Annotated in this window: 25 protein-coding genes; 12 read left to right on the plus strand and 13 right to left on the minus strand. The window is 72.1% G+C overall.

The window, feature by feature from the left end; translation table 11 throughout:
- Positions 1-276 precede the first annotated feature (276 nt).
- Positions 277-546: a hypothetical protein gene (locus tag ABT085_RS15350; protein ID WP_351606809.1), complete on the plus strand. Its 270-nt coding sequence runs from the start codon at positions 277-279 to the stop codon at positions 544-546.
- A gap of 140 nt (positions 547-686) precedes the next feature.
- Here the strand turns inward: ABT085_RS15350 and ABT085_RS15355 are convergent, their stop codons facing one another.
- Positions 687-1,478, minus strand: a complete 792-nt coding sequence (locus ABT085_RS15355) for a ferritin-like fold-containing protein (protein WP_351606813.1) — start codon at positions 1,476-1,478, stop codon at positions 687-689.
- Between the two features lie 500 nt (positions 1,479-1,978).
- On the opposite strand from ABT085_RS15355, the gene ABT085_RS15360 reads away from it, so the two are divergent.
- On the plus strand, positions 1,979-4,426 hold the full coding sequence (locus tag ABT085_RS15360) for a DEAD/DEAH box helicase (RefSeq protein WP_351606816.1): 2,448 nt from the start codon (positions 1,979-1,981) through the stop codon (positions 4,424-4,426).
- A gap of 92 nt (positions 4,427-4,518) precedes the next feature.
- Positions 4,519-5,388, plus strand: a complete 870-nt coding sequence (locus ABT085_RS15365; RefSeq protein WP_351606819.1) for an alpha/beta fold hydrolase — start codon at positions 4,519-4,521, stop codon at positions 5,386-5,388.
- Between the two features lie 56 nt (positions 5,389-5,444).
- On the opposite strand, the gene ABT085_RS15370 is transcribed toward ABT085_RS15365, so the two are convergent.
- Positions 5,445-6,344: an NYN domain-containing protein gene (locus ABT085_RS15370; RefSeq protein WP_351606821.1), complete on the minus strand. Its 900-nt coding sequence runs from the start codon at positions 6,342-6,344 to the stop codon at positions 5,445-5,447.
- A 225-nt stretch (positions 6,345-6,569) separates the two neighbouring features.
- Between ABT085_RS15370 and ABT085_RS15375 the strand changes: the two genes are divergently transcribed.
- Positions 6,570-6,722, plus strand: a complete 153-nt coding sequence (locus tag ABT085_RS15375) for a DUF8834 family protein (protein WP_152895186.1) — start codon at positions 6,570-6,572, stop codon at positions 6,720-6,722.
- A 102-nt stretch (positions 6,723-6,824) separates the two neighbouring features.
- On the opposite strand, the gene ABT085_RS15380 is transcribed toward ABT085_RS15375, so the two are convergent.
- The 3 genes from ABT085_RS15380 to ABT085_RS15390 form a co-directional block, all read right to left on the minus strand.
- Entirely contained in the window at positions 6,825-7,430 is a 606-nt protein-coding gene (locus tag ABT085_RS15380; protein ID WP_351606825.1) for a MarC family protein, read from the minus strand.
- A 58-nt stretch (positions 7,431-7,488) separates the two neighbouring features.
- A complete protein-coding gene (locus ABT085_RS15385; protein WP_351606828.1) occupies positions 7,489-8,346 on the minus strand; it encodes a PHP domain-containing protein in 858 nt (285 codons plus the stop codon).
- Between the two features lie 145 nt (positions 8,347-8,491).
- Positions 8,492-9,133, minus strand: coding sequence for a DUF6758 family protein (locus ABT085_RS15390; protein ID WP_351606831.1), 642 nt, complete (start codon positions 9,131-9,133; stop codon positions 8,492-8,494).
- 182 nt (positions 9,134-9,315) lie between these two features.
- Between ABT085_RS15390 and ABT085_RS15395 the strand changes: the two genes are divergently transcribed.
- Positions 9,316-10,575 carry an MFS transporter gene (locus tag ABT085_RS15395; protein ID WP_351606833.1) on the plus strand — a complete coding sequence of 420 codons (1,260 nt, stop codon included), beginning with the start codon at positions 9,316-9,318 and terminating at the stop codon, positions 10,573-10,575.
- Between the two features lie 91 nt (positions 10,576-10,666).
- Here the strand turns inward: ABT085_RS15395 and ABT085_RS15400 are convergent, their stop codons facing one another.
- Entirely contained in the window at positions 10,667-11,263 is a 597-nt protein-coding gene (locus ABT085_RS15400; protein WP_351606836.1) for a suppressor of fused domain protein, read from the minus strand.
- A gap of 482 nt (positions 11,264-11,745) precedes the next feature.
- Here ABT085_RS15400 and ABT085_RS15405 point away from each other — a divergent pair, with 482 nt between their 5' ends.
- Complete coding sequence (locus ABT085_RS15405) at positions 11,746-12,891, plus strand: magnesium and cobalt transport protein CorA (RefSeq protein WP_351606839.1); 1,146 nt, start codon at positions 11,746-11,748, stop codon at positions 12,889-12,891.
- A 23-nt stretch (positions 12,892-12,914) separates the two neighbouring features.
- Positions 12,915-13,436 (plus strand): hypothetical protein, encoded by a 522-nt coding sequence (locus tag ABT085_RS15410; RefSeq protein WP_351606841.1) that lies wholly within the window; start codon positions 12,915-12,917, stop codon positions 13,434-13,436.
- 15 nt (positions 13,437-13,451) lie between these two features.
- Here ABT085_RS15410 and ABT085_RS15415 read toward each other — a convergent pair whose 3' ends face one another.
- A complete protein-coding gene (locus ABT085_RS15415) occupies positions 13,452-14,204 on the minus strand; it encodes a hypothetical protein (RefSeq protein WP_351606844.1) in 753 nt (250 codons plus the stop codon).
- A gap of 177 nt (positions 14,205-14,381) precedes the next feature.
- On the opposite strand from ABT085_RS15415, the gene ABT085_RS15420 reads away from it, so the two are divergent.
- Genes ABT085_RS15420 through ABT085_RS15430 form a run of 3 tightly spaced genes read left to right on the plus strand, consistent with a single transcriptional unit; the run spans position 14,382 to position 17,431 of the window.
- On the plus strand, positions 14,382-15,668 hold the full coding sequence (locus ABT085_RS15420) for a magnesium transporter MgtE N-terminal domain-containing protein (protein WP_351606846.1): 1,287 nt from the start codon (positions 14,382-14,384) through the stop codon (positions 15,666-15,668).
- The gene (locus tag ABT085_RS15425) at positions 15,658-16,254 is read left to right on the plus strand and encodes a DUF1003 domain-containing protein (protein WP_351606849.1); all 597 of its coding nucleotides are present in this window, start codon (positions 15,658-15,660) and stop codon (positions 16,252-16,254) included. The genes ABT085_RS15420 and ABT085_RS15425 overlap by 11 nt, the downstream gene beginning before the upstream one ends.
- A 43-nt stretch (positions 16,255-16,297) precedes the next feature.
- Positions 16,298-17,431, plus strand: a complete 1,134-nt coding sequence (locus tag ABT085_RS15430; protein WP_351606851.1) for an Mrp/NBP35 family ATP-binding protein — start codon at positions 16,298-16,300, stop codon at positions 17,429-17,431.
- 66 nt (positions 17,432-17,497) lie between these two features.
- On the opposite strand, the gene ABT085_RS15435 is transcribed toward ABT085_RS15430, so the two are convergent.
- The 5 genes from ABT085_RS15435 to sigE form a co-directional block, all read right to left on the minus strand.
- Positions 17,498-18,154, minus strand: coding sequence for a hypothetical protein (locus ABT085_RS15435; protein ID WP_351606854.1), 657 nt, complete (start codon positions 18,152-18,154; stop codon positions 17,498-17,500).
- A gap of 249 nt (positions 18,155-18,403) precedes the next feature.
- Entirely contained in the window at positions 18,404-18,853 is a 450-nt protein-coding gene (locus ABT085_RS15440; protein WP_351606857.1) for a sec-independent translocase, read from the minus strand.
- A 233-nt stretch (positions 18,854-19,086) separates the two neighbouring features.
- Entirely contained in the window at positions 19,087-21,111 is a 2,025-nt protein-coding gene (locus tag ABT085_RS15445) for a S1C family serine protease (protein ID WP_502982734.1), read from the minus strand.
- 527 nt (positions 21,112-21,638) lie between these two features.
- Entirely contained in the window at positions 21,639-22,619 is a 981-nt protein-coding gene (locus tag ABT085_RS15450; protein ID WP_351606863.1) for an anti-sigma factor family protein, read from the minus strand.
- Positions 22,616-23,317, minus strand: coding sequence for an RNA polymerase sigma factor SigE (sigE, locus tag ABT085_RS15455; RefSeq protein ID WP_351606865.1), 702 nt, complete (start codon positions 23,315-23,317; stop codon positions 22,616-22,618). Before sigE ends, ABT085_RS15450 begins: the two co-directional genes overlap by 4 nt.
- Positions 23,318-23,612: 295 nt before the next feature.
- Here sigE and ABT085_RS15460 point away from each other — a divergent pair, with 295 nt between their 5' ends.
- On the plus strand, positions 23,613-24,263 hold the full coding sequence (locus ABT085_RS15460) for an O-methyltransferase (protein ID WP_351606868.1): 651 nt from the start codon (positions 23,613-23,615) through the stop codon (positions 24,261-24,263).
- A 163-nt stretch (positions 24,264-24,426) separates the two neighbouring features.
- Here ABT085_RS15460 and ABT085_RS15465 read toward each other — a convergent pair whose 3' ends face one another.
- Positions 24,427-24,594: a DUF3117 domain-containing protein gene (locus tag ABT085_RS15465; protein ID WP_351606872.1), complete on the minus strand. Its 168-nt coding sequence runs from the start codon at positions 24,592-24,594 to the stop codon at positions 24,427-24,429.
- A 383-nt stretch (positions 24,595-24,977) separates the two neighbouring features.
- Here ABT085_RS15465 and chcB point away from each other — a divergent pair, with 383 nt between their 5' ends.
- Positions 24,978-25,781 carry a 2-cyclohexenylcarbonyl CoA isomerase gene (chcB, locus tag ABT085_RS15470; protein ID WP_351606875.1) on the plus strand — a complete coding sequence of 268 codons (804 nt, stop codon included), beginning with the start codon at positions 24,978-24,980 and terminating at the stop codon, positions 25,779-25,781.
- Positions 25,782-25,897 lie beyond the last annotated feature (116 nt).

The raw sequence follows: 25,897 nt of genomic DNA on the forward strand, positions 1-25,897 counted from the left end.
TCCGCCCCCCCCCCCCCCGGGCCGCTGGTCCACACTTGGGGGGGCCCCGCCCAACCCCGGCGCCGCGGCCCCCTCATCGTGTCCACGGACATCCGGCACGGGCACGGTCCCGGCTCCGGCACCCTCTCCGGCCCGCGTTCCCGGCGCGCCCTCCGGCCCGCGGCAGCGGCACAAAGGGAGCACAACCACCTCACAGGTGAGGATTGCATTCCGCAGGTCACGGGTATGACGGGCTACGACCTTGGTGCACAGTCCGGCCGCCCGGAGGGACTCGACATGATCTTGGAAGCTCTCGCTTCCGCCATGCTCGGCGTGGCGCTCGCGTGGGCGGCGGACCGCCGCTTCTCCCACCGCCTGCCGAACCGGGCCTTCGTCTTCGCGACGGGCCTCGCCGGAGCGCTCTTCGGTGACTTCATCACCCACAGCGCGGTGGGACCCGACAGCCTCCTGCCGAGCCTGCTCGGCGCGGCGGTGGTCTCCGCCGCCTCGCTCTCGCTGCTGCTGCGCCCCGCGGGAAGACTCCGGCGGCGATCGGCACCGGCGTGACCGCCGAACACGCCGACGGCCGCCGGGAACCCCACGGGAACGAGAACCACGTAAAGGACGTGGGCCAGGACATGGACCAGGACCAGGGCCAGCGTCAGGACCAGGGCTGAGCGGTCCTGACGCCCCGGCCGGGGTCCGTCCTAGGCGGCCAGGCCCAGCGCGGCCATCCGCTTGGTGTGCGCCTCGGTGATCCGGGAGAACATCCTGCCGACCTCGGCGAGGTCGAAGCCGTCCGCGACCCCGCCGACCAGCATCGTCGACAGCGCGTCCCGCTCGGCGACCACACGCTGGGACTGGGACAGGGCCTCACCCATCAGCCGGCGCGCCCACAGCGCGAGCCGTCCGCCGACCCGCGGGTCGGCGTCGATGGCCGCGCGCACCTTCTCCACGGCGAACCCCGCGTGTCCGGTGTCGTCGAGGACGGCGAGGACCAGTTCGCGCGTGTCCGCGTCGAGGCGGGCCGCGACCTCACGGTAGAAATCGCTGGCGATCGAGTCGCCGACATACGCCTTGACCAGCCCCTCCAGCCAGTCCGAGGGCGCCGTCTGCCGGTGGAAGCCGTCGAGCGCGGCGACGAAGGGCTCCATCGCCTGGGTCGGCTCGGCACCGATCTCGGTGAGCCGGTTGCGCAGCCGCTCGAAGTGGTGGAACTCGGCCGACGCCATCTTCGCCAGCTCCGCCTTGTCCGCGAGCGTCGGCGCCAGCTTGGCGTCCTCCGCGAGCCGCTCGAACGCCGCCAGCTCGCCGTAGGCCAGCGCGCCGAGCAGATCCACGACCGCTGCCCGGTACTGCGGCTCGGCGGAGGCCCGCGCCCAGTCCTGGGCCGCGATCCCGGTGCGCTCGGCGGATCCGGCGGCCTGCGCGGACCCGGTGGTTTCGGTGGACTCGGCGGCGGTTTCGGGGGCGTTCTCGGGCTTGTCAGAGCTCGTCATGAAGCGCACAATAGCCCGCCCGCCGCGTGACGGAAGTCCCTGGTCATTCAGTAGGACCACGCCGACGCGAATCGGTGTGACGGTGACTACGTGACCGAATCGGCCATCACGTGTGCGCGATTCCGGGGTATGGTGGTAATGCGCCTGCTGGTACTGAGCCGTACCTCGACAGGCCGCACGTATGAGGATGCCCGGTCGGTGGCCCGATCGGCTCCGACCCGACAGCCCTCCCTGACCGTACGGCACTGCGCGTACGACGATCGGAGGGAACCCTCAGCGGTTCGAGCGCTAGAGCGTCGGCAGTGGTCCCGCGCCCTTCGGCCCGCCAGCAAGGCGGCCGACGTCCCCGGCACGGTCCCGACACGACCCCCGCGCTCGCCTCGCACCGCCCACACAGAAGAGGCAGCACCCTGACTACGTTCCGAGAGCTCGGGATCCTTCCCGAGACCGCCGAAGCCCTTGAGGCCGTCGGCATCATCAACCCCTTCCCCATCCAGGAGATGACGCTCCCCGTCGCCCTCACCGGCACCGACGTCATCGGCCAGGCCAAGACCGGCACCGGCAAGACGCTGGGCTTCGGCCTCCCGCTCCTCGAGCGCGTCACCGTCCCCGCCGACGTGGAGGCCGGGCGCGCCAAGCCCGAGGCCCTCACCGAGGCGCCGCAGGCCCTCGTCGTCGTCCCCACCCGCGAGCTGTGCACGCAGGTCACCAACGACCTGCTGACCGCGGGCAAGGTGCGCAACGTGCGCGTCCTCGCGATCTACGGCGGCCGGGCCTACGAGCCCCAGGTCGAGGCCCTCAAGAAGGGCGTCGACGTCGTCGTCGGCACCCCGGGCCGGCTGCTGGACCTCGCGGGCCAGAAGAAGCTCGACCTCAGGCACGTGAAGTCGCTCGTCCTCGACGAGGCCGACGAGATGCTCGACCTGGGCTTCCTGCCCGACGTCGAGAAGATCATCAACATGCTGCCGCCGAGGCGTCAGACGATGCTGTTCTCGGCGACCATGCCGGGCGCGGTCATCGGCCTGGCCCGTCGCTACATGTCGCAGCCCACGCACATCCGCGCCACCGCGCCGGACGACACGGGCGCGACCGTCGCGAACATCGCGCAGCACGTCTTCCGCGCGCACTCGATGGACAAGCCGGAGATGGTCGCCCGCATCCTCCAGGCCGAGGGCCGCGGACTGGCGATGATCTTCTGCCGTACCAAGCGCACGGCCGCCGACATCGCCGAGCAGCTCCAGCGCCGCGGCTTCGCCTCCGGCGCGGTCCACGGCGACCTCGGCCAGGGTGCCCGCGAGCAGGCGCTGCGCGCCTTCCGCAACGGCAAGGTCGACGTCCTGGTCTGCACCGACGTCGCCGCGCGCGGCATCGACGTCGAGGGCGTCACCCACGTCATCAACTACCAGTCGCCCGAGGAGGAGAAGACGTACCTGCACCGCATCGGCCGTACCGGCCGTGCGGGCGCCAAGGGCATCGCGATCACCCTCGTCGACTGGGACGACATCCCGCGCTGGCAGCTGATCAACAAGGCGCTGGAGCTGGACTTCAACGACCCGCCGGAGACGTACTCCACGTCCCCGCACCTCTTCGAGGAACTGAACATCCCCGCGGGCACCAAGGGTGTCCTGCCGCGGACCGAGCGCACCCGCGCCGGGCTCGACGCGGAGGTCCTGGAGGACCTCGGTGAGCCGGGCGGCCGCGCGGCGCGCGGTCGTGGCGGCCGCGGTGACCGTCCCGACCGGGGCGGCGACCGCAGCGAGTCCCGCTCGGCCGACAACGAGCGTCCGGCCCGTACGCCGCGTCGCCGTCGCCGCACCCGTGGCGGTACGCCGCTGGACGCGACGCAGCCGGTGACGTCCGAGGCGAGCAGCGCACCCGCGGTCGAGCGGACGTCCGCGACGGAGGAGGGCACCGCCCCGCGCACCCCGCGCCGTCGTCGCCGCACCCGCAGCGGTCCGGGCCCGGAGGCGACGCCGGCCACGGCGACGACCACCGAGTCCCCGGTCGCGCAGACCGCCGCCGCGGTCGTGGAGGACACGGTCCTCGACACCCCGCAGGCCGCGGAGCGTCCGCGCCGTCGCCGCACCCGCAGGTCCGCGGAGGCGCCCGTGACGGTGGAGACGCCGGTGACCCCGGTCGGGACCGCCCAGGTCGCCGAGTCGGCGCCGGCCGAGCCCGTCGAGGCGCCGGTCAGCACGCCGCGCCGCCGTACGCGCAAGGCGACGGCTGCCGTGGAGACGGCCGCCGACTCCGCGCAGGCGGCTGTCGACACCGCGGAGGCGACCGAGGCCAAGCCCCGCCGCACCCGTAAGGCCACCGCGACCGCGCCGGAAGCGCCGGCCGTGGACACCGCGGAGGCCGTCGAGGCGCCGGTCGCCACGCCGCGCCGCCGCACCCGCAAGGCCGCCGAGCCCGAGACGACGGCCCCGGCCGACATCCCGGCGCAGACCGCGCAGGAGCCGGAGCCCAAGCCGCGCCGCACCCGCAAGACCGCGGCGGCCAAGGCCACGGAAGCAGCGGCCGAGACGGCCGTGGACACCGCGGAGGCGACCGAGGCCAAGCCCCGCCGCACCCGCAAGGCCACCACCACCGCGACCACCGCGACCACCCCGGAAGCGACGGACACGGCCGACACCACGGAAGCCAAGCCGCGCCGCACCCGCAAGACCGCGGCGGCCAAGGCCACGGAAGCAGCGGCCGAAGCGGCCGTGGACACCGCGGAGGCGACCGAGGCCAAGCCCCGCCGCACCCGCAAGACCGCGGTAGCCAAGGCCACGACGACGGCAGCCGACATCCCGGCGCAGACCGCGCAGGAGCCGGAGCCCAAGGCGCGCCGCACCCGCAAGACCGCGCCCGCCGCCCCGGCGGAGGGCGCCGAGCCCGAGGCCAAGCCGAGGGCGCGTCGCACCCGTAAGGTCGCGGCCTCGGCCGACGCCACGGAGAGCTGAGCACAGCTGAGCCGAACCCGGATGCCCGGTCCACTCGTGTGGGCCGGGCATCCGGCGTTCCCGCCCTTGTGCCTTGCCGATAGCCTCACCTCGTGACCGACCCCACCGCCTTCGACACGCCCCCCGGCGCTCGCGCCTACCCGCTGCGCACGGCCCGCGGCGAGTTCGCCGTCGTCGACATGCCCGCGGCCACCGGAGCCGAGGCGCGGGGCATCGCCCTGATGCTGCCCGGATTCACGGGGAGCAAGGAGGACTTCAACCTGGTGCACGGCTCGCTCTCGCGGCGCGGGTACCGGACCGTCGCCGTGGACGGGCGCGGGCAGTACGAGTCCGACGGGCCTGCCGAGGACGAGTCGACCTACGAACAGGGCGAGTTGGCGCGGGACGTGCTGGCGCAGGCCGAGGCGCTCGGCTCTCGCGTCCATCTCGTCGGGCACTCGCTCGGCGGCCAGATCGCGCGCTCCGCCGCCCTGTTGGACCACTCCCCCTTCCGTACGCTCACCCTCGTCGCCTCGGGTCCCGCCCAGATCTCCGCCTCCCAGGAGGCGCGTGTGAAGCTGCTGCGCGAGGCGCTGGCCGTGATGACGATGCCCGAGGTCTGGGAGGCGATCCAGGCCATGGGTCCGCCCGAGGAGGTCGGCGGTCCGGCCCGCGGCCCGGGCACCCAGGAGCAGTTGCGGCGCCGCTGGCTGAACACCAAGCCCGCCCAACTCCTCGCGACGGGACGCCAGTTGTGCAGCGAACCGGACCGGATCGGTGAACTCGCCGCCCTGCCGCTGCCGTTCCACGTCCTGTCGGGCGCCCGCGACGACACCTGGCCGCTGGCACTCCTGGACGAGATGGCACAACGGCTCGGCGCGCACCGGACGGTGGTGCCCGGCGCCGAGCACTCGCCGAACGTGGACCAGCCGCTGCCGACCGCCGACGCTCTCGCCGACTTCTGGGACAGGCACCCGCACTAGTGCCGCGGGACCGACGCCCGCCGGTACTGCGTCCGGTACTGCGTCTAGTACTGCGTCTAGTACTGCGTCTGCAAGTGCTCCCAGAAGCCGTCCCGCAGGGCGCGTCGCAGGTCCGACTGGCCGCGCAGCGAGTACGCGAGGAGCTGCTCGGCCTCGACCAGCAGGTCCTGGTCCACCGAGCCGGGGAGGTAGGGATGGCCGGGCAGCAGTTCCACCAGGGTGTCCCGGCCCCGCGCCGCCAGCCACTTCGCCGCGATCTGGGCACCCACGAAGCGGACGTCCTCGCGTGAGGGCCGGGCGGCCGCCGACGACGCCTCGTAGGTCGCGGCCGTGCGCCGGGACACGTACGGCTTGAAGAAGTCGAGGTCGAGCGTGCGCTGGCTGTCGACCTCCCACAGGAGGGGCTCGGCCTGGTTGCGGCCCTCGGGGGCCTCGATGCCCCACAGGTGCACCCGGGCGCCGTACCCCTGCGCCGCCTCGACGGCCGACACCAGGTCCTCGTCCCCGCCGAGCAGCGCCGCGTCGCTGATGGCGCGGTGCCGGGCGAGCGACTCCAGATCGGTGCGGATCAGGGAGTCGACCCCCTTCTGCTGGTTGTTGGCGTTGAGGTTGCCCAGGCGCACCTTCACGTCCGGCAGCTCCGCGATGGACTGCTGCTCCGCGGTGTGGATGCGGCGCCGGGCGCCGTCGTACCAGTAGACCCGCAGCAGCCTGCTGTCCGCGAAGATCGTGCGGGCGCGGTCGATGAGCGCGTCGATCAGGCCCTCGGCGTCGAGGTCGAAGGACCGGCGGTCCTCGGTCCCGGCCACCAGCCGGCCGGCCGCCGCGTACAGGTATCCGGCGTCGACGAAGATCGCGTGGGTCGAGGGCGTCTTCGCCACCTCGGCGAGCATGCGCTGGAGCAGTTCGTTCGTACGGTCGATGCGGGCGGTCAGGTCCGCGAGGTCGTCGTTCATCGCCTCCATTGTCCCGGCGGTCACGCTGCGAACACAACCGGTCCCATTCAGTCTCCGCAAACCTCTTTACCGGTCAGTAGTTAGACGTTCGAAAAATTTCTTTAGCGTAGGGAATGTTTGTAACACGCAGCGCGTTGACTCCGTACGTAACAGGGGCACAGACGGCCCCTGTTCATGCCACCAAGTAGTTCTCCTCAGGAGGATGACCAGACGAAGGGGAAGCCCATGCGCTTCGAAATCCTGCGACTCGACGACATCGACGGCACGCCCGTGGACTGCACCGTCGTGGACGCCGCCTCCGTCAACGGGATCGTTCAGCAGGCCGCCGCCATCGGGCAGCGCCTGTGGATCCGTCCGGCCGACACCACGGCCTCATAACGCGGATCACCATCCACAGATTTCAGAGCCCCGTGGGGCGCCGGAACGACCGGCACCCCACGGGGCTCTGTGCATGGCGCCGCGTCCGCGGCCCGGGCGGCCTCAGCCCGCCCGGATCACCTGGGTGACACCGTTGATGATCTGCTGCACGGCGATCGCGGACAGCATCATGCCCGCGAGCCGGGTCACCAGGACCACACCGCCGTCCTTGATCACCCGGATGATCAGCAGCGAGTACCGCATCACCAGCCACAGCACGACATGGATGGCGAGGATCGCCGACCACACCGAGACCTGCGAGGCCACGCTGTCGGCCTTCTGCACGGCGAGGATGACGGACACGATCGCGCCCGGGCCCGCCAGCAGCGGCATGCCCAGCGGTACGAGCGCCACGTTGACGTCCTTGGTCTGCTTCGGCTCGTCGGTCTTGCCGGTGAGCAGATCGAGCGCGATGAGCAGCAGCAGCAGACCGCCGGCGATCATCAGCGCCGGCACGGACACATGGAGGTAGTTCAGGATCTGGTGGCCGAGCAGCCCGAAGACGGCGATCACCCCGCCGGCCACGCACACGGCCTGGAAGGCCATGCGCTTCTGCACCTTGCCGGGGCGGCCGGCGGTCAGGGCAAGGAAGATCGGGGTGATCCCGGGGGGATCCATGATGACAAAAAGGGTCAGAAAGAGAGAGCCGAAGACGGCGACGTCGAACATGTGTGAAGAAGCCTTGCGGAAGTGAGCAGACGGGTGGGACAGGGCGCGAGGACGATCCTCAGGCTCCGCCGGTCCCCGGCACGGGGAACGCCCCGGTCGCCCGCCGGGTGATCTCCCCGTACACGTCGGGGTGGGTGGTGTACGCGCCGAGCGCCACGGTCTTGCGGCTGCCGTGGTAGTCCGAGGACCCCGTGACCAGCAGGCCGAGGTCGGCGGCCAGGCCGCGCAGGCGCACCCGCGTGTCCTCGTCGTGGTCCATGTGGTCGACCTCGATGCCGTCCAGGCCGGCGGCGGCCAGCTCGGCGATCGTGGACTCCGGCACCGTGCGGCCGCGCTTGGCGGCGGCCGGGTGCGCGAACACCGTGACTCCACCGGCGGCCTTGACCAGCCGGATCGCCTCGAACGGGTCGGTCTCGTGCTTCTCCACGAAGGCACGGCCGCCGTCGGCCAGCCAGTCCTGGGTGAACGCGTCGCCCACGCTCGGTACGACGCCCAGCTCCACCAGCGCGGTCGCGACATGCGGCCGTCCGACGGAACCGTCACCGGCAATCCGCGCGACCTGCTCCCAGGTGACGGGCACGCCCAGCTCGTTCAGCTTGGCGATCATGCCCTGGGCCCGCGGCACGCGGTCGTCGCGCACCAGCTCGCGCTCGGCGAGCAGGGCGGGCTCCTCGGGGTCGAAGAGGTAGGCCAGCATGTGCATGCTGACGCCGTCGACGCGGCAGGACAGCTCGGCGCCGGTGACCAGCGTGAGCCCCTGCGGCAGCGCGGCGGTCGCCTCGGCGTACCCACGGGTGCTGTCGTGGTCGGTCAGCGCGACGACGTCCAGTCCGGCCGCGGCGGCGTTGCGCACCAGTTCGGCCGGGGTGTCCGTACCGTCGGAGGCGGTGGAGTGGCAGTGCAGGTCGATGCGCACGACGCGGACTCCAGACGGTGACGGGGCGGGCGGGACGGAAGCGGACGCTCAAGCATAGCGGGAGCACGACCCCCGCCTGTCACACCCGAAGCCCTGCTGCGCCCCCTACACGAGCCGTACCGCGAACCCCGGCTGCCGCGTGGCCCTAAGGCTCCAGCAGCCGTGGCGACAGGGCGCCGCAGGGCACCAGGTCCAGTTCGGCCCCGGCGTCACGCAGGTCGGTCAGCACGAGTTCGTCGTACATCAGCAGCCCCGACTGCTCCGGCCACACCACCGCCCAGAGCCACAGCCCGAGCGCCTCGCCTGCGAACACGACACGGTCCACGGGAGCGCCGGTGACATGCCAGAGCGGGGTCGGGCGGCCCGCGGCCAGCACCTTGGCCTGGGGCGGCTTCTCGACGTTCAGGTACGGCCCCGGATCCGGGCCGTCGATGCCCGCGTAGCGGGCGCCGAGGCCGACCCCGAGCTCCTCCGCGACCAGGATCAGCTCCCCCATGCCGCCGAGCGGGCCGGGTCCGGAGCAGGCCACGGCGGTGGCACGGCCGCCGCTGCGGTCGTCACCGGCGTACGCCACTCCCGTGAAGAGCCAGCCGACCGGCAGCGGCCACGGCATCCACACCGGCACCTGGGTGCGGTGCACCACGACACTGAGGGCCTCGACGCTGGGCGGGATCACGGGCTGAAGCGGATGCACCGCGCCATGGACATCGCACTGCCAGGAATCGGCGAAGAGTCCGGGAGCCCTGACCCGGCCACCACACTTCGGGCAACTGGGTTCGCCCCTCATAGGGCCCCACGGTCCTACCCCGGCACGCCCACGTCAAGGACGATCACCCGTCCGGAGGGAACCCGCGCCGGTCCGTCACCGGCCGGCCCACGCCGAAAACTACGTGCATGTTGCATTAATTAGCCGTGCTAATCTAATGTTTGCATATACCAACCATCTTCCTTCCTCGATCGGAGAACCCAATGGACCCCTTCGACGCCGGAGCCGGCGGCCTCCTGCGACAGCCCAGGGCGGTCTGGGCGACAGCCGGGGCCTCGGTCGTCGCGTTCATGGGTATCGGCCTCGTCGACCCGATCCTGCCGTCCATCGCCCAGGGCCTGAACGCCACGGCCAGCCAGGTCTCCCTGCTCTTCACCTCGTACTTCCTGATCACCGCCTTCGCGATGCTGGTGACCGGCTTCGTCTCCAGCCGCATCGGCGGCCGCAAGACCCTGCTGCTCGGCCTCGCCTTCGTCGTGGTCTTCGCGGGCCTCGCGGGCACCTCGGGCTCGGTCGCCGAACTCGTCGGCTTCCGGGCCGGCTGGGGTCTGGGCAACGCGCTCTTCGTCTCCACGGCCCTCGCCGTGATCGTCGGCGCGGCGGCCGGCGGCAGCGCCGCGGCGATCCTGCTGTACGAGTCCGCCCTGGGCCTCGGCATGGCGTGCGGCCCGCTGCTGGGCGCCCTGCTCGGCAACGCCAGCTGGCGCTACCCGTTCTTCGGCACCGCGTTCCTGATGGCGGTCGGCTTCCTGTGCATCACCGTGTTCCTCAAGGAGCAGCCGAAGCCGGCCCGAAGGACCTCGCTGCTCGACCCGATCAAGGCACTCGGGCACGGCGGTCTCGCCTCGGCCGCGGTCTCGGCGTTCTTCTACAACTACACGTTCTTCACCGTGCTGGCCTTCACCCCCTTCGTGCTGGACATGACCCCCTACAGGTCGGGAGCCGTGTTCTTCGCCTGGGGCGTGCTGCTGGCCGTCTTCTCGGTGCTGGTGGCCCCGCGGATGCAGGCGCGGTTCGGCTCGCTGAAGGTGCTCGGCGGCTCGCTCGTCCTGCTCGGCGCCGACGTGCTCGTCCTCGGCTACGGCGACCACACCACTGCCGTCGTCTGCACCGTCCTGTCCGGTGCCTTCATCGGGGTGAACAACACCGTCTACACCGAGCTGGCGCTCGGCGTCTCGGACGCGCCGCGCCCCGTGGCGAGCGCGGGCTACAACTTCGTCCGCTGGTTCGCGGCCGCCGCCGCGCCCTTCTTCGCACCGAAGATCGAGGAGTGGAGCAACGTCCACATCCCGTTCGTGGTCGCGGCGGTCACGGCCGTCGTCGGCGCGGTGGTGGTCTTCGTGCGACGCGACGCGCTGACGCTCCCCCACTCTCGGCTTCACTCGAGCGGGGGGACCCCCATGGCGGAAGAACTGGAGACCCGGCACGCGGCCGAGGACGGCGTCGCCGTCTTCGCGGGCTGAGCCCCGCGCACGCGGCACGCACGCGTCGAACGCGCCGCATCGAAAGCGTCGCGTCAACCGGCGCTTTCCGGGCAGGTGTTGGTGACCTTGCTCACTCCAGCGGGACGGACCTGCGGGACGGATCCCGCAGGTCCGTCCCGTTCGTCAGCCAGCGCTCCTGGAGCGCCTGGGCGCCGTGCACGCGCTTCCAGGCGGCCTCGTTCGGGGTCATGGGGAGCAGCGGCAGGAACCGTACGGGGTCGAGCGGCTCGTCCAGTTCCAGATCCTCGACCAGCCCGCCCGGCTCGGCGACCAGGACCGAGGTGAACGGGGCGCCCGGCCACAGCGGCTCCCCCACGTCGAGCGAGGCGCCCGGGGTCACGATCAGCCCCTCGACCTGCGGGGAAGCGGCGAGCACGGCGAGGGAGCGCAGCACCTTGTCGGTGTCGGCGACCCCGTCGCGGACGGACAGGACCAGCTCGGCGCGGGGCCCCTTGACCGGGTCGGCGACCATCGCGGTGGGGTCCGCCATGGGCTGCGCGGACATGCCCAGCGTGGCGTAGCGGACGACGGCACCCTCTCTGGAGTCGTCCCGGAACCGCAGCACCTCGATGCGGTCCGTGCCGAGGAAGGTGACCGCGGCGCGCGCGTCCGGCTCGCCCAGCGCGGTACACAACCGGGCCTCCACCAGTGGAAGAACATCAGCCATGCGGTGAGCATAGAACTCGTCAGCACAGGGCAAAGCAGCGACTTGACACTTCAGTCGGCTGATACTCTTGCCCGGTGGTTCGGGGCAGCGCGCTGAAGCGTCGCGATCAAGTCCCGACGCCGATGGGACTCCCTTACGAGGGACCGGCCGGAGGAGGTGGGGCTGCAATGGACCGAAGTCGACCTGGCAGTACCACCCGCTCTTCCGGCCGCTGATGTAGCTGCTCTGGCTCTGGCTGGCTGCCACCTCTCGCATCCGTATCACTACGGAAGAGCACTTTCGTTTCGTCTTGCCTGATCTGTCTGATCTGAATCAGCAGCGAAGCTCGCCACCGCGACGGTGCGGTGCTCCCCGCTTTGTGGACGTGCCAAACATCCTTCCCCTGCTCCAGGGCAGGGAGACGCCTCCAGGACGTCCCCATTCCGGGCAGTTCCACCCGTGCCCCGGCGGCCTTTCGTTGCTCGTTGCGAAGGAGCCTGCCCATGTCGATGATCCGCGAACTGCGCGCCGCGGTCCGCCCGTCCCGCGTCTCGCTGCGCAAGGACGGTGTACACAAGGACAGCCCGCGGCTGGACGGCGGTGCCTACGACACCACCCGCGACCCCTCGACGCCGTCCGCCGTGGTCGACTGCGCCGTCTACCGCGACGGGGCCCGCGTCGCCACCGCGGCGCCGCTGACCCCGCACGAGGCGATGCGCCTGGTGCGTCGCGACGGCGGTTTCGTGTGGATCGGTCTGCACGAGCCGACCGAATCCGAATTCGCCGGTATCGCAAGCGAGTTCGGGCTGCACCCGCTGGCCGTGGAGGACGCCGTGCAGGCGCACCAGCGGCCGAAGCTGGAGCGCTACGACGACTCGCTGTTCACCGTGTTCAAGACCATCCACTACGTCGAGCACGACCGGCTCACCGCCAACAGCGAGGTCGTCCAGACCGGCGAGGTCATGTGCTTCACCGGCCGGGACTTCTTCATCACCGTCCGGCACGGCGGCCAGGGCTCGCTGCGCGCGCTGCGCCACCGGCTCCAGGACGACCCGGAGTTGCTCGCGAAGGGCCCCTCGGCCGTGCTGCACGCCATCGCCGACCATGTCGTCGACGGCTACATCGCGGTCGCCGACGCCGTGCAGGACGACATCGACGAGGTGGAGACCGAGGTGTTCTCGCCGGGCCGCAAGGGCGCCCCGCGCGGCACGGACGCCGGCCGGATCTACCAACTCAAGCGCGAGGTACTGGAGTTCAAGCGCGCGGTGTCGCCGCTGCTGCGGCCCATGCTGCTGCTGAGCGAGCGGCCGATGCGGCTGGTCGACCCGGACATCCAGAAGTACTTCCGGGACGTCGCCGACCACCTCGCCCGGGTCCAGGAGCAGGTCATCGGCTTCGACGAACTGCTCAACTCGATCCTCCAGGCCAACCTGGCACAGGCCTCGGTCGCGCAGAACGAGGACATGCGGAAGATCACCTCCTGGGCCGCGATCATCGCCGTACCGACGATGGTGTGCGGGGTGTACGGGATGAACTTCGACTACATGCCGGAGCTGCACACGAAGTACGGCTACCCCGTGGTCATGTCGGCGATGGTCGCCCTCTGCGTGGGCATCCACCGCACGCTCAAGCGCAACGGCTGGCTGTGACGGGCCCTGGATAGGCTGGGCCCATGACAAGCGAGTCGCTCGACCAGGCCCTCGTCGAGGAGGCCACCAAGAAGTCCGGCCTCATCTGGGTGAGGGGCGCCGGTGCCCCGGCGGCGCGTGCGCTGTGGCACGCGTGGCACGAGGGCGCGGCACATCTCGTCGGTGACGGCCCCGGGGAACAGCCGCTGCCGGGGCTGACGGACGGGTCCGAGGCCGAGGTCACCGTCCGCAGCAAGGACAAGGGCGGCCGACTCGTCTCCTGGACGGCCAGGGTCGTACAGCTCGCGCCGGGTTCCGAGGACTGGGCCGCGGCGGTCGCCGAGCTCAAGGGCAAGCGCCTGAACGCGCCCGACGGCGAGGCCATGCCGGACCGCTGGTCCCGCGAGTGCCGGGTGCTGCGGCTGGAGCCGACGGGGGCGACGGCGCCGCTTCCCGAGGGTTCGCTGGCCCAGGCGCCGGTGCCGTCTCCGGCGACCACCCGGCAGCCCGTTCCGGCGGGGCTGCCACGGCTGCTGCTGAAGAAGCGCGGCCGCCGCCACCCCTGACGCCGAGGGCAGCCGCTACGACGTGGGCAGCTGCCGCCCGTAGTCCACCGTGTCGTCCTTCGCGGGTTCCTTCACCGCGAAGTCCTTGCCCCAGTCGGAGAAGGTGAGCGTTCCCGCGCCGCCCGCGCGTTCCAGGCGCAGCGGGTACGGCTTGCCCTCCAGGGAGACGTCCAGCGTGCCGCCGGACCCCTTGTCGCCGGTGATGCGGATCGTGCGCACGCCCGACTGCTCGTGGTGGCCGTCCGTGCCGAGCGTGCCGTGCAGGGTCAGCAGGCCGTCGAGGAGGACGTCCTTGTCGGTGAAACCGCTGAACCGCTGGTAGGCGGGGTCGTCCTTGGGCACCTTCACGTACTTGCCGTCGAGCTTGTCGGCGGCCGCCGTGTCCGTGCCGCCGCCGGCCTTGCCGTCCTCATGGCTCCAGAACTCCGCGTTCGCCTTGAGATACAGCTGCTCGTCGATCCGCAGCAGATGGAAGGTCGCCCCCTTCGAGCTGACCGAACCGGTCCCGCCGTCGGGCTTGAGGCGCATGTCGAGCGTGTAGGTGCTCCCGCCGGCGACCACGGTCCCCGACAGCCGCACCGCGTCCACGGACTCCGCCGCCGTCCTGGTTCTGCTCTCGATCTGCCCGGCGGACAGCTTGCCCACCCCGTTCGTGCCCGCGTCCGGGTCCGAACTGCACCCGGTCAGTCCCGTGCCGGACACGGCCAGGGCACACAGCGCACTCACCAGCGCGGCCCGACGGCCACGGCCCTGGGGAATCGCAGTCACAGATGGGGCTGCCTCTCTCACGGGTCCTCGACGCAGTACGGCAGCGTACCGGGGCCGTCCGGGACCGGCGGAGCCAGTCCGTCCGGACCGCTCACCAGGGCGTGGCCGATCGGTACGGGCTAGCCTGAACCCCACCCGAGCGGGCAAATCAGGACAGACGGAAAGAGGCGGTGAGTGATGGCAGCCGGCTCCCCCCGGATCTTCGTCTCGCACCTCGCCGGCGTTCCCGTCTTCGACCCGAACGGCGACCAGGTGGGGCGCGTGCGCGACCTCGTCGTCATACTGCGCGTCGGACGGCGGCCCCCGCGCCTGCTCGGACTGGTCGTGGAACTGTCCACCCGCCGCCGTATCTTCCTGCCCATGACCCGGGTCACCGGCATCGAGTCCGGCCAGGTCATCACCACCGGCGTGCTCAACTTCCGCCGCTTCGAACAGCGTCCCACCGAGCGGCTCGTCTTCGGCGAGCTCCTCGACCGCCGCGTCACGCTGACCGAGACCGACGAAGAGGTCACCGTGCTCGACCTGTCGGTGCGCCAGCTGCCCGCCCGCCGCGACTGGGAGGTCGACCGGGTCTTCGTGCGCAAGGGGCGCAAGAGCAGCGCCTTCCGGCGCGACAAGGGCGAGACGCTGACCGTCGAGTGGTCCGCCGTCACCGGGTTCTCCCTGGAGGAGCACGGGCAGGGCGCGGAGAGCCTGCTCGCCACCTTCGAGCAGCTGCGCCCCGCCGACCTCGCCAACGTCCTGCACCACCTCTCCGCGAAACGGCGCGCGGAGGTCGCCGCGGCCCTCGACGACGACCGGCTCGCCGATGTCCTGGAGGAGCTCCCGGAGGACGACCAGATCGAGATCCTCGGCAAGCTCAAGGAGGAGCGCGCCGCCGACGTCCTGGAGGCGATGGATCCGGACGACGCGGCCGACCTGCTGTCCGAGCTGCCGGAGCGGGACAAGGAGCGGCTGCTGAGCCTGATGGAGCCCGACGACGCCGCCGACATGCGGCGCCTGATGGCGTACGAGGAGCACACCGCGGGCGGTCTGATGACCACCGAGCCGATCGTGCTGCGGCCGGACGCCACGGTCGCCGACGCCCTCGCCCGGGTCCGCAACGCCGACCTCTCCCCCGCGCTCGCCGCCCAGGTCTACGTCTGCCGGCCGCCCGACGACACACCCACCGGCAAGTACCTCGGCACGGTCCACTTCCAGCGGCTGCTGCGGGACCCGCCGTACACCCTGGTCAGCGCGATCATCGACGACGATCTGCGGCCCCTGGACCCGGACGCCGAGCTGCCGGTGGTGGCCGGGTTCTTCGCGACGTACGACATGGTCGCGGCGCCGGTCGTCGACGAGGCGGGCTCGCTGCTGGGCGCGGTGACCGTGGACGACGTGCTGGACCACATGCTGCCGGAGGACTGGCGGGAGACGGAGTTCCACCTCGACGAGGAGGAAGCGGCCGGCCATGGCACCTGAGCGCGAACCCGCCCGCGAGCGGACGCCCGTGGGCGCCACCGCCGCCACCCGGCCGCGGGCCCGGCTGGACCAGCCGCGCCCGCCCCGGCGCCGGATCCTGCCCGAGTGGGACCCGGAGGCCTTCGGCCGGCTGTCGGAGCGGATCGCGCGGTTCCTGGGCACCGGCAGGTTCATCGTCTGGATGACGGTCGTCATCATCCTGTGGGTGGTGTGGAACGTCTCGGCGCCGGAGCATCTGCGCTTCGACAGCTACCCGTTCATCTTCCTGACCTTGATGCTGTCCCTCCAGGCCTCCTACGCGGCCCCGCTGATCCTGCTCGCGCAGAACCGGCAGGCCGACCGCGACCGGGTCAACCTGGAGCAGGACCGCAAGCAGAACGAGAGGTCGATCGCCGACACCGAGTACCTCACCCGCGAGATCGCCGCCCTGCGCATCGGTCTGGGCGAGGTGGCCACCCGCGACTGGATCCGCTCCGAGTTGCAGGACGTGACGAAGGAGCTGGAGGAGCGGCGTACGAACGGACACCTCGCATTCCCGACAGAACGGTCCGATCGGCCGCCCGTACGTGACATAGACGACCGTTGACGGGCTTCCCGGAGCCCCGGCCCGGCGCCGTACCATCGTCCTTATGGCTACGGAAGACGCGGTGCGCGAGGCACTGGCGACGGTGAACGACCCCGAGATCAACCGACCCATCACCGAACTGGGGATGGTCAAATCGGTGGAGATCGGCACGGACGGAGCGGTCGCGGTGACCGTGTACCTGACGGTCTCCGGCTGCCCGATGCGCGACACGATCACGCAGCGCGTGACGGACGCGGTCTCCCGGGTCGACGGCGTCACGCGCGTCGACGTCACGCTCGACGTGATGAGCGACGAGCAGCGCAAGGAGCTGGCGACCGCCCTGCGCGGCGGCCAGACCGAGCGCGAGGTGCCCTTCGCCAAGCCCGGGAACCTGACCCGGGTGTACGCGGTGGCGTCCGGCAAGGGCGGCGTCGGCAAGTCCTCGGTGACGGTGAACCTGGCGGCCGCGATGGCCGCCGACGGCCTCAAGGTGGGCGTGGTCGACGCCGACATCTACGGCCACTCGGTACCGCGGATGCTGGGCGCCGACGGCCGTCCCACCCAGGTCGAGAACATGATCATGCCGCCGTCGGCGAACGGCGTGAAGGTCATCTCGATCGGCATGTTCACCCCGGGCAACGCCCCGGTCGTCTGGCGTGGCCCGATGCTGCACCGCGCGCTCCAGCAGTTCCTGGCGGACGTCTACTGGGGCGACCTGGACGTGCTGCTGCTCGACCTGCCGCCGGGCACGGGCGACATCGCCATCTCGGTGGCGCAGCTGGTCCCGAACGCGGAGATCCTGGTCGTCACCACGCCCCAGCAGGCGGCCGCGGAGGTCGCCGAGCGCGCGGGCTCCATCGCCGTGCAGACCCACCAGAAGATCGTCGGCGTGGTCGAGAACATGTCCGGACTGCCGTGCCCGCACTGCGGCGAGATGGTCGACGTCTTCGGCACCGGCGGCGGCCAGCTGGTCGCCGACGGCCTCACCCGTACGACCGGCGCGACCGTCCCGGTCCTCGGCAACATCCCGATCGACGTCCGGCTGCGCGAGGGCGGCGACGAGGGCAAGCCGGTGGTCCTCACCGACCCCGACTCCCCGGCCGGTTCGGCCCTGCGGGCGATCGCGGGCAAGCTGGGCGGCCGCCAGCGCGGTCTTTCGGGGCTGTCCCTGGGCATCACGCCGAGGAACAAGTTCTAGCACCGGTACGGCGAAGGGGGCTGTCCCGGGCGGGACAGCCCCCTTCGCCATGCTGCCGTGTCTCCGCTAGGCGTAGGTCGTGATGTCCTTGATCATGGCGAAGCCCAGACCGTACGCGCTCATCCCCCTGCCGTACGCCCCCACGTGGACGCCCGTCTCGGTCGAGCCGGCCAGCACCCAGCCGAACTCGGACTCCCGGTAGTGGAACGGCGTCGGCACACCGTCGACCGGCAGGGACAGCGTCGACCAGTCCGGCCCGGAGAGGTCGTCGGCCAGCACCCACGCCGTCTCGGTCTGCTGGTCCAGCCAGGAGTCGCGCAGGCTGTGGTCCATCTGACCGGGCCAGGTGAAGGACAGCAGCCCCACGCCCGCGAGCCAGGCCGCGGAGGACACCGAGGTGGCCTCCAGCACGCCGGTGCCGTCCGCGCTGTGCCGCACCGGGTTGGCGGCGACGGTGACCACGACCGCGAAGCGCTCCCGGTCCTCGGTCGACTCGTGCCGGACGGACGGCTCCTCACCGTGTCCGATCGACCCGTGCTCGACGGCGCCGTCGGCCGCCGCACCGACCTGCATCAGCCAGCGCGGCCCCGTGAAGGCCTCGTCGAGGCCGTACCAGGGAAAGGTCGCCGGCAGGTAGCCGTCGACCGTGCGCCAGGCGGCGGGGGCCTGCTGTCCACCCTCCGTGGCCGGCGCGTGCGCGACCGCCCCACTTGTCGTCTCCATGTGCCCGGACGCCTCCTCGCTCTCGTCGGATCCGGGCGGCCCGCCCCCCTACGGGCGTACTCGTCCGGTCCGCGCAACAACTCGGCAGCATATCCACCTCGTCGCGGGCAGCCGGGAAACCGCCCGGCGCGCGGGGCGCTCCGGGGTCCCGTTCGGGCCGTGTCAGGGCCCTGACGGCATATGAAACGCGTCACGTACACCGGGTGGCATACGTGACGCGTCGGGGTTTCGACCGCGTGGCTACGGCGCTCAGGTGGCGTCCGCGTCGAACGGCGGGTGCTCCTCGCGGGCGCCGGGGGCCTCGGGCTTCTTCGTCATGTCGATCCGGCCGCCCGCGGAACCGGTGGACGGGGAGGACGCGGACGAGGACGAGCCGTCGGCGCTGTGCACCGCGTCCGTGACCTCGGCCATCTCCTTCTTCAGATCGAAGCCGTTGCGGATCTCCTTGATCCCCAGCTCGTCGTTGTCCAGCTGCTTGCGGATGAAGGTCTTGGGGTTGAGGTCCTCGAACTCGAAGTCCTTGAACTCGGGGCCCAGTTCCTGCCGGATGTCCTGCTTGGCGCTCTCCGAGAAGTCACGGATCTTCCGGACCGTGCGCATCACGTCCTGGATGACCTTCGGAAGCTTGTCCGGACCGAAGACCAGCACGGCGAGGACCACGAGCGTGGCCAGCTCGAGCGGTCCTATGTCATTGAACACCTGAAACTCCTTGCGATGTCCTCAGTCCTCGGCCCTCAGTGGTCAGATGCGGTCGTCCGTGGTCCGGGCCGGGTCCACGGTACCCGTCCCACCTGTCCGACCGGTACCGTGCCGGGGTGTTCGAGTGTGTGTAAACGCCCGGTTTTCGGCAAAGTCGCCCGGCCGGACCAGGGCCGGGGCCCCGGCCTGTGAGGTTTCCGCCGATCATGGCCCCGGCCCGGTCCACGGACGGATCAGTCGCCGCCCGCGGATCCGAGCACGAGCGTGACCTTGCGCTTCAGGCCGTCGCGGTCGACGGTCAGCTCCAGCCGGTCGCCCGGCCGGTGGGCGCGGGTCCTGACGATCAGCTCCTCGCCGGAGTGGATGCGCCGGCCGTCGACCTCGGTGATCACGTCGCCCGCCCGCAGGCCGGCCCGGGCGCCGGGGCCGCCCGCGGTGACCGGGGAACTGCCGCCGCTGCCCTCGGTGTTGATACGGGCGCCGTCCCCGCTGTAGTCCATGTCGAGGGTGACGCCTATGACCGGGTGGGTCACCCTGCCGGTGTTGATCAGCTCCTCGGCGACGCGCTTGCCCTGGTTGATGGGTATGGCGAACCCGAGGCCGATCGACCCGGCCTGGCCGCTCCCGGAGTCCGAGCCGCCGTCGGCGGACTGGATGGCGGAGTTGATCCCGATGACCCGGGCCCGGGAGTCGAGGAGGGGGCCGCCGGAGTTGCCGGGGTTGATGGGCGCGTCCGTCTGGAGGGCGTCGACGTAGGAGACGTCGCTGCCGTCCGCCTCGCCGCCCGCGGTGATGGGCCGCTCCTTGGCGCTGATGATCCCGGAGGTGACCGTGCCCTCCAGGTCGAAGGGGGCGCCGATGGCGACGACGGGATCGCCGACCCGGACGCCGTCGGAGTTGCCGAGCGGGATGGGCCTGAGGCCGCTGACGCCGGTCACCTTCACCACGGCGAGGTCGTAGCCGCTGTCGTGTCCGACGACCTCGGCGCGGGCGGTCTCGCCGCCGTTGAAGACCACGGTTATCCGGCCGTTCTTGCCCGCGGGTGCCACGACGTGGTTGTTGGTGAGGATGTGGCCCCGGGTGTCGAGCACGAAGCCGGTGCCGGTGGCCTGTTCGTCGGTGCCGCTCACATGCAGGGTGACGACGCCGGGCAGGGCCTGCGCGGCGATGCCCGCGACGCTGTCCGGAGCCCGCCCGGGCGGCTCCGCACCGGCCTGCGGCAGCACCACGTCCCCCAGCATGCCGTCGCGCTCCAGGGACGCGCCCACGACGCCGCCGACACCGCCTGCGACGAGGGCGAGCAGCACCGCGCCGCCGACCAGGCCGCGCCGCACCCGTCCGCGTCCCCGGCGCGGTCCCGGCCCGGCGCCGCCGCTCAGCTGGAGAGGGGCCGCGAGGACCGGCTGGACGGGCGCCCAGGGGTCGTAGCGCTGCCAGGGGTCGGCCGGGGGCCGGGCATCGGCGGAAGAGGCCTCTTGGAGGCCCTCACCGGGTACGGGAGCACCCTGCGGCGGCACCCCGGCCGCGGGGGCCGCGGGGGCCACGTCCTGGCCCGTGGAGGGGCCCGGCGGCACGGAAGCGCCCGGCAGGTGCGGGACGACCGGCTCCGCCGGGACGTGGGGCGCGTACGACGCCTGCGGGTCGACCTGGCCGGCCTGCGGGACGGACTGCCCGGCCACACCACTGCCCGGCGCACCGACGCCCGGCGCGCTGACGTCCGGTGTACTGACGCCCGGTGTGCTGACGCCCGGTGTGCTCACAGCCTGTGCGGGAACGGGCTGCGCGGGAATGGCCGGCACCGGGCCGAGCGGCGTGCCCTGCGCGGGAACGGTCGGCAGCGGGGCGGTCGGCAGCGTGCCGTACGCGGCAGCCACCGCGGGGTGCTGGACCGGCGGCGCGGGCGCCCAGGGGCCGGGCTCGCCGTAGGGCGGAGTGCTGTAGGGATCGGGATCGTGCAACGGCTTGGACCGCCCATAGGCGGCAGCCGCGGGCCCAGACGTAGTCGCGGCGGCAGGCTCGGAAGCGGACGCGGCGGCCGGTGCGGGCTCGGAAGCGGCAGCCGGTACGGAAGCGGGCGCGGCCTCGGAGGCGGGTACGGGTGCGGAGCTGGGCAGGAACTCGACGGCCCGCCCGTCCCCGGCCTCGACCCCGGCACCGGCACCTGTCACGGGCTCGGGATCGGGCTCGGTCCCGGCACCCGTCATGGACTCGACCTCGGCAGACAGCGGTCCCTCGGCCTCGGGGGCGTCGGACGGCATACTCCCGGCCCCGGCGCCGGGCACGGACTCGGGCTCGGCTTCGGCAGACGGCGTGCCCTCGGCCTCGGAGCCGTCGGACGACGTGCTCCCGGCACCGGCACCGGCACCTGTCACAGGATCGGGCTCGGCAGACGGCGTGCCCTCGGTGCCGGGTTCGGAGGCCGGAGTGGGAGTCGGCAGGGGCTCGGGGGGCTGGGCCGACGGGGTGGGGGGCGGTGTCGGCGCCGGGCGTTCCAGGACGAAGTCGCCCTCGTGCGGATCGCCGTCGGCGGTGTCGGCGCCGGGCTGCGGCCCCGCCGCCCCCGGCGCGGAGCCGTCCTGCGGCCGCGGCCGGTTCCACCACTTCGCCTTCGTGGGCTGCCCCTCGTCCATGCTCTCCCCACAGCCGGCCGCGGCACGGCGCGTCGGCAGCCGCGGCACGTCGAATCCCACCCCGCGCCCGGATGCGTGCCGTGGGCGCGGCCCACCCTGGATTCAACCAGGTTCGCAGGCCGCCGCGCAGCGGCCGGGGCCTGCGGGACGGCTGGTCAGCGGGTCGACGCGGAGGCGGAAGGGGTCGCGGACGGGGTGGGGACGGGTGCGGCGAGCAGACCGGGGGCGGTGACCTCGGGGGCCGAGGACCACGCGGTGAGCGCGATCGGCGTGGCCGCGGTGAGCGGACGTATCAACGGGGACATGGCGGCGACGCCGGCCACCACCGGGGTGGTGAGCGTGTGCACGACGTCCTCGCCCGCGCCGGGCAGCAGCGGCGCCGCCGACCCGGTCGGGGCGAGCGGGGCCTGCCCGGAGGTTCCCGTCCGGCCCTGCCCGACGAGCGGCCCGTACCCGCGGCGCCGCTGGCCCTCGGAGACGCCCGCGGACGAGGTGCCCGGGGTGCGCGCCGGAGTGACGTTGCTGCCGTTGCCGGAGCCGCCGCGGGCCTCCGCGGCCGTGCCGCTCGGCGTGCCGGTGGTGACCCCGCCGAGCGCCACCGCGGCGAGCGACACCGCACCGGCGGCGACGAACGCGAACCGCAGCCCGCGCGAGGCGGACCGCTCGGCCTCGGCACGGCCCACCGGATGGATACGGAAGCCGCGGTCCGGGGAGGCGGGCGGCAGCACGGAACCGTGATCGCCGGAGGGGACGAAGTCGAAGTCGAACGGGTCCTCGCGCCGGACGCCGAAGACTCCGGCCCGGCCGGCGAAGCCTCCGGAGGCACGCCCGGCGAAGCCCCCGAAGCCGCCCCCGCCGAGCGGTGCGGGGCCGTCTCCAGGGTCGCCGCCGGGGAGTCCCTGGAGCCGGGCCAGGAAGCTCTCGGAGGGCGGCGGCGGGGCCATCTCCGCGAAGACGTTCTTCAGCCGGCGCTGGGCGTCGACCTCGGACTTGCACTTCGGGCAGGTCGCCACGTGCGCCAGTACGCGCTCGCGCGCGTCATGACCGAGCTCTCCGTCCACCAGGGCGGAGAGTCGGTCTCCCAGATGCTGCTCGGCCAGGAGCCCTTCGGCCGGGATGGGTCGTGATCCACTCACGCGGTCGCGCCCCCTCCTCCCAGAGCGGGCACCCGGGCCACGAAGGAACGGCGCTCGGCACGTGCCTGGGGCGAGCGGTGCGCCAGGGCCTTGCGCAGTTGGGAGCGGCCACGGTGGATCCGCGAGCGGACCGTGCCGAGCTTGACGCCGAGGGTCGCGGCGATCTCCTCGTACGACAGTCCTTCGATGTCGCACAGGACGACCGCGGCGCGGAACTCGGGCGCGAGGGTGTCGAGGGCCTGCTGGACGTCCGCGTCGAAGTGCGCGTCGTTGAAGACCTGCTGCGGGGACGGCTCACGGCTGGGCAGCCGCTCCGCCGCGTCCTCGCCGAGGGCGTCGAAGCGGATGCGCTGCTTGCGGCGGACCATGTCCAGGAAGAGGTTCGTGGTGATGCGGTGCAGCCAGCCCTCGAACGTGCCCGGCGAGTACGTGGACAGCGAGCGGAAGACGCGGACGAAGACCTCCTGGGTGAGGTCCTCGGCGTCGTGCTGGTTGCCGGTCAGACGGTAGGCGAGCCGGTACACCCGGCCGCTGTGCATGCTGACGATCTCGTCCCAGGTGGGCGGAGTCCATGCCTGCCCGTCCGCGTCGGTGGAGAAAGTCGCGGTCTGGGTCGTGTCAGCGGCATGGCTGGGGTCAGCAGCGGTGTCGTTCACGGATTTCGGCCCGCCCGACGATCCGAGGAAGCGCCTCAGCACTCCCCCCCGATCCACAGGCTCAGCCGCACCTCCCCTGTCGGCTCTGGTGGTGTCCAGTGGAGCCCCTACCATAGCCACCTCGCCCGTTAGCTCCGGATAAGCGGTTTTACAAGAATTTGATCTGTGCTGCCACGGCTCAAGCGGCTGCGTCAGCACTTGCCCTTCGGCCTGCTCGTCGCGCGGCCCGTCGTCGTGATCCAACCGTGTCCCCCCACCCGTCTGCGCCACCCCTATAAACGCCCGGTCCCATCTGCGGGTTCCCGGCGGCAACGGATACAGTCACGCCCAGGCAACCATGGGACAGGAGAGGGTCATCACCGGCAACCGGCAGACGAGCTGGGCGTTCGCCGACGCCTATGTCGCCGAGGACGAAGCACTGCGCTGGGCCCGTGACCGGGCCCGCGACGCGGGGCTGCGCTCGGTGTCGCCCGGCACGGGCGCGGCACTGCGGTTGCTTGCCGCCTCGGTGGACGCGAAGGCGGTCGCCGAGATCGGCACCGGGACGGGTGTGTCGGGCATCCACCTGCTGCACGGCATGCGGCCGGACGGCGTGCTGACCACCGTGGATCCCGAACCGGAGCACCAGCAGTTCGCCCGGCACGCCTTCCGCGCGTCGGGCTTCGCCAGCAACCGGGCCCGATTCATCCCCGGCCGCGCGCTGGACGTCCTGCCCAGGCTGGCGGACGCCGGCTACGACCTCGTCTTCTGCGACGGCGACCGGCTGGAGTTCCTCGACTACCTAGCTGAATCGTTGCGCCTGTTGCGCCCCGGGGGACTGGTCGTCTTCGAGGGTGTGTTCGCCAACGGCCGCACGGTCGACTCCGGCCCGCAGCCCACGGAGGTCATACGGATCCGGGAGCTGCTGCGCGGAGTGCGCGACATCCCGGAACTGGTGCCGTCGCTGCTCCCCGTGGGCGACGGTCTGCTGTGCGCGGTCAAGCGCTGACGCACCCCCGCCCCACCGCACGGCCGCCCCACCGCACGGCCGCGGCGCCCGTCGGCCCGGCCCGCCGACGGCACATTGCCCGGCCCTCAGTCCGCCCACAACGAAGCCGCCCCGGCACCACAGGGGCGCCGGGGCGGCTGAAAGAGTACGGTCGCTTTCGCGCTCAGCCGACGACCTTCTTGAGGGCATCACCCAGCGCGTAGGCTTCGTCAGGGGTCAGCTCGACGACGAGTCGACCGCCGCCTTCGAGCGGAACGCGCATGACAATGCCCCGCCCCTCCTTGGTCACCTCGAGCGGGCCATCACCCGTCCGCGGCTTCATGGCCGCCATGCTCGTTCCCCTTCCTGAAACCAGCTCATCGTCAAAGCCGACGGCCCCTGGGAGGGCACGCGCAATCCTCAGCGTGGGACGCACGACACCGGCATCGAACACATTGCTTCCAGGCCATTATCCCGCATCTCAGGACCCGATGACCAACATCAGTCGGCATCGCTTGGGCAACGCGCGCGAGCAAAACCACCCAATTCGGCGATGTGACTGCGATACTGCTCCGCTGCACGGACGCCCTGCGGCCGGAATCCTGTCGGAATTCTTTGACGCAGGTCACACGGACGCTCCGGTGCGTGGCCGGTGATCTCCGCCATGCTGTCCTTCGGACACCCGACGTACCGGCCGGTACGTCCTCACAGCCACACATCCGGAGGGGTTCCGCCATGGCCGACACCGTGCTCTACGAGGTGAGCGACGGGCTCGCGACGATCACCCTGAACCGCCCCGAGGCGATGAACGCGCTGAACATCGAGACCAAGGTCGCCCTCCGCGACGCGGCCGAGGCGGCGGCCTCGGACGGCACCGTACGGGCCGTGCTGCTGACCGCGGCAGGCGACCGGGCCTTCTGCGTGGGCCAGGACCTGAAGGAGCACATCGGGCTGCTGGCCGCCGACCGGGAGACCGGGTCGGGCCGGACCATGAGCACGGTCCGGGAGCACTACAACCCGATCGCGCGGGCCCTGGCCGGGGCGCCGAAGCCCGTGGTCGCCGCGGTGAACGGGGTCGCGGCCGGGGCCGGCTTCGGCTTCGCGCTGGCCGCGGACTACCGGATCGTGGCGGACACGGCCGCGTTCAACACCTCGTTCGCGGGCGTGGCCCTCACCGCGGACTCTGGCATCTCGTGGACCCTGCCGCGGGTGGTCGGGCCGGGCCGCGCCGCCGACCTGCTGCTCTTCCCGCGCACCGTCAAGGCGCAGGAGGCGTACGAGCTGGGGATCGCGAACCGGATCGTGCCGGCGGCCGAACTGCGCGCCGAGGCCGAGAAGGTGGCGCGGGCGCTGGCCGAGGGACCGACGGTGGCCTACGCGGCGCTCAAGGAGGCCGTCGCCTACGGGCTGACGCACTCGCTGGACGAGACCCTGGAGAAGGAGGACGAGCTCCAGGCCCGGGCCGGGTCCTCGGAGGACCACGCCATCGCGGTCCGGGCGTTCGTCGACAAGGAGAAGCCGAAGTACCTGGGCCGCTGAGCCCGCCCGGTGCCGGGCCCGCCCGACTCCGGGCCCGCCCGACTCCGGGCCGGCCCGGCATCGGACCCTCCCGGCTCCGGGCCGACTCCGCATCGGAAGGCCGGCGCGCCCGGCCT

Source organism: Streptomyces sp. NPDC002265 (assembly GCF_040296125.1).
Lineage (GTDB): Bacteria > Actinomycetota > Actinomycetes > Streptomycetales > Streptomycetaceae > Streptomyces.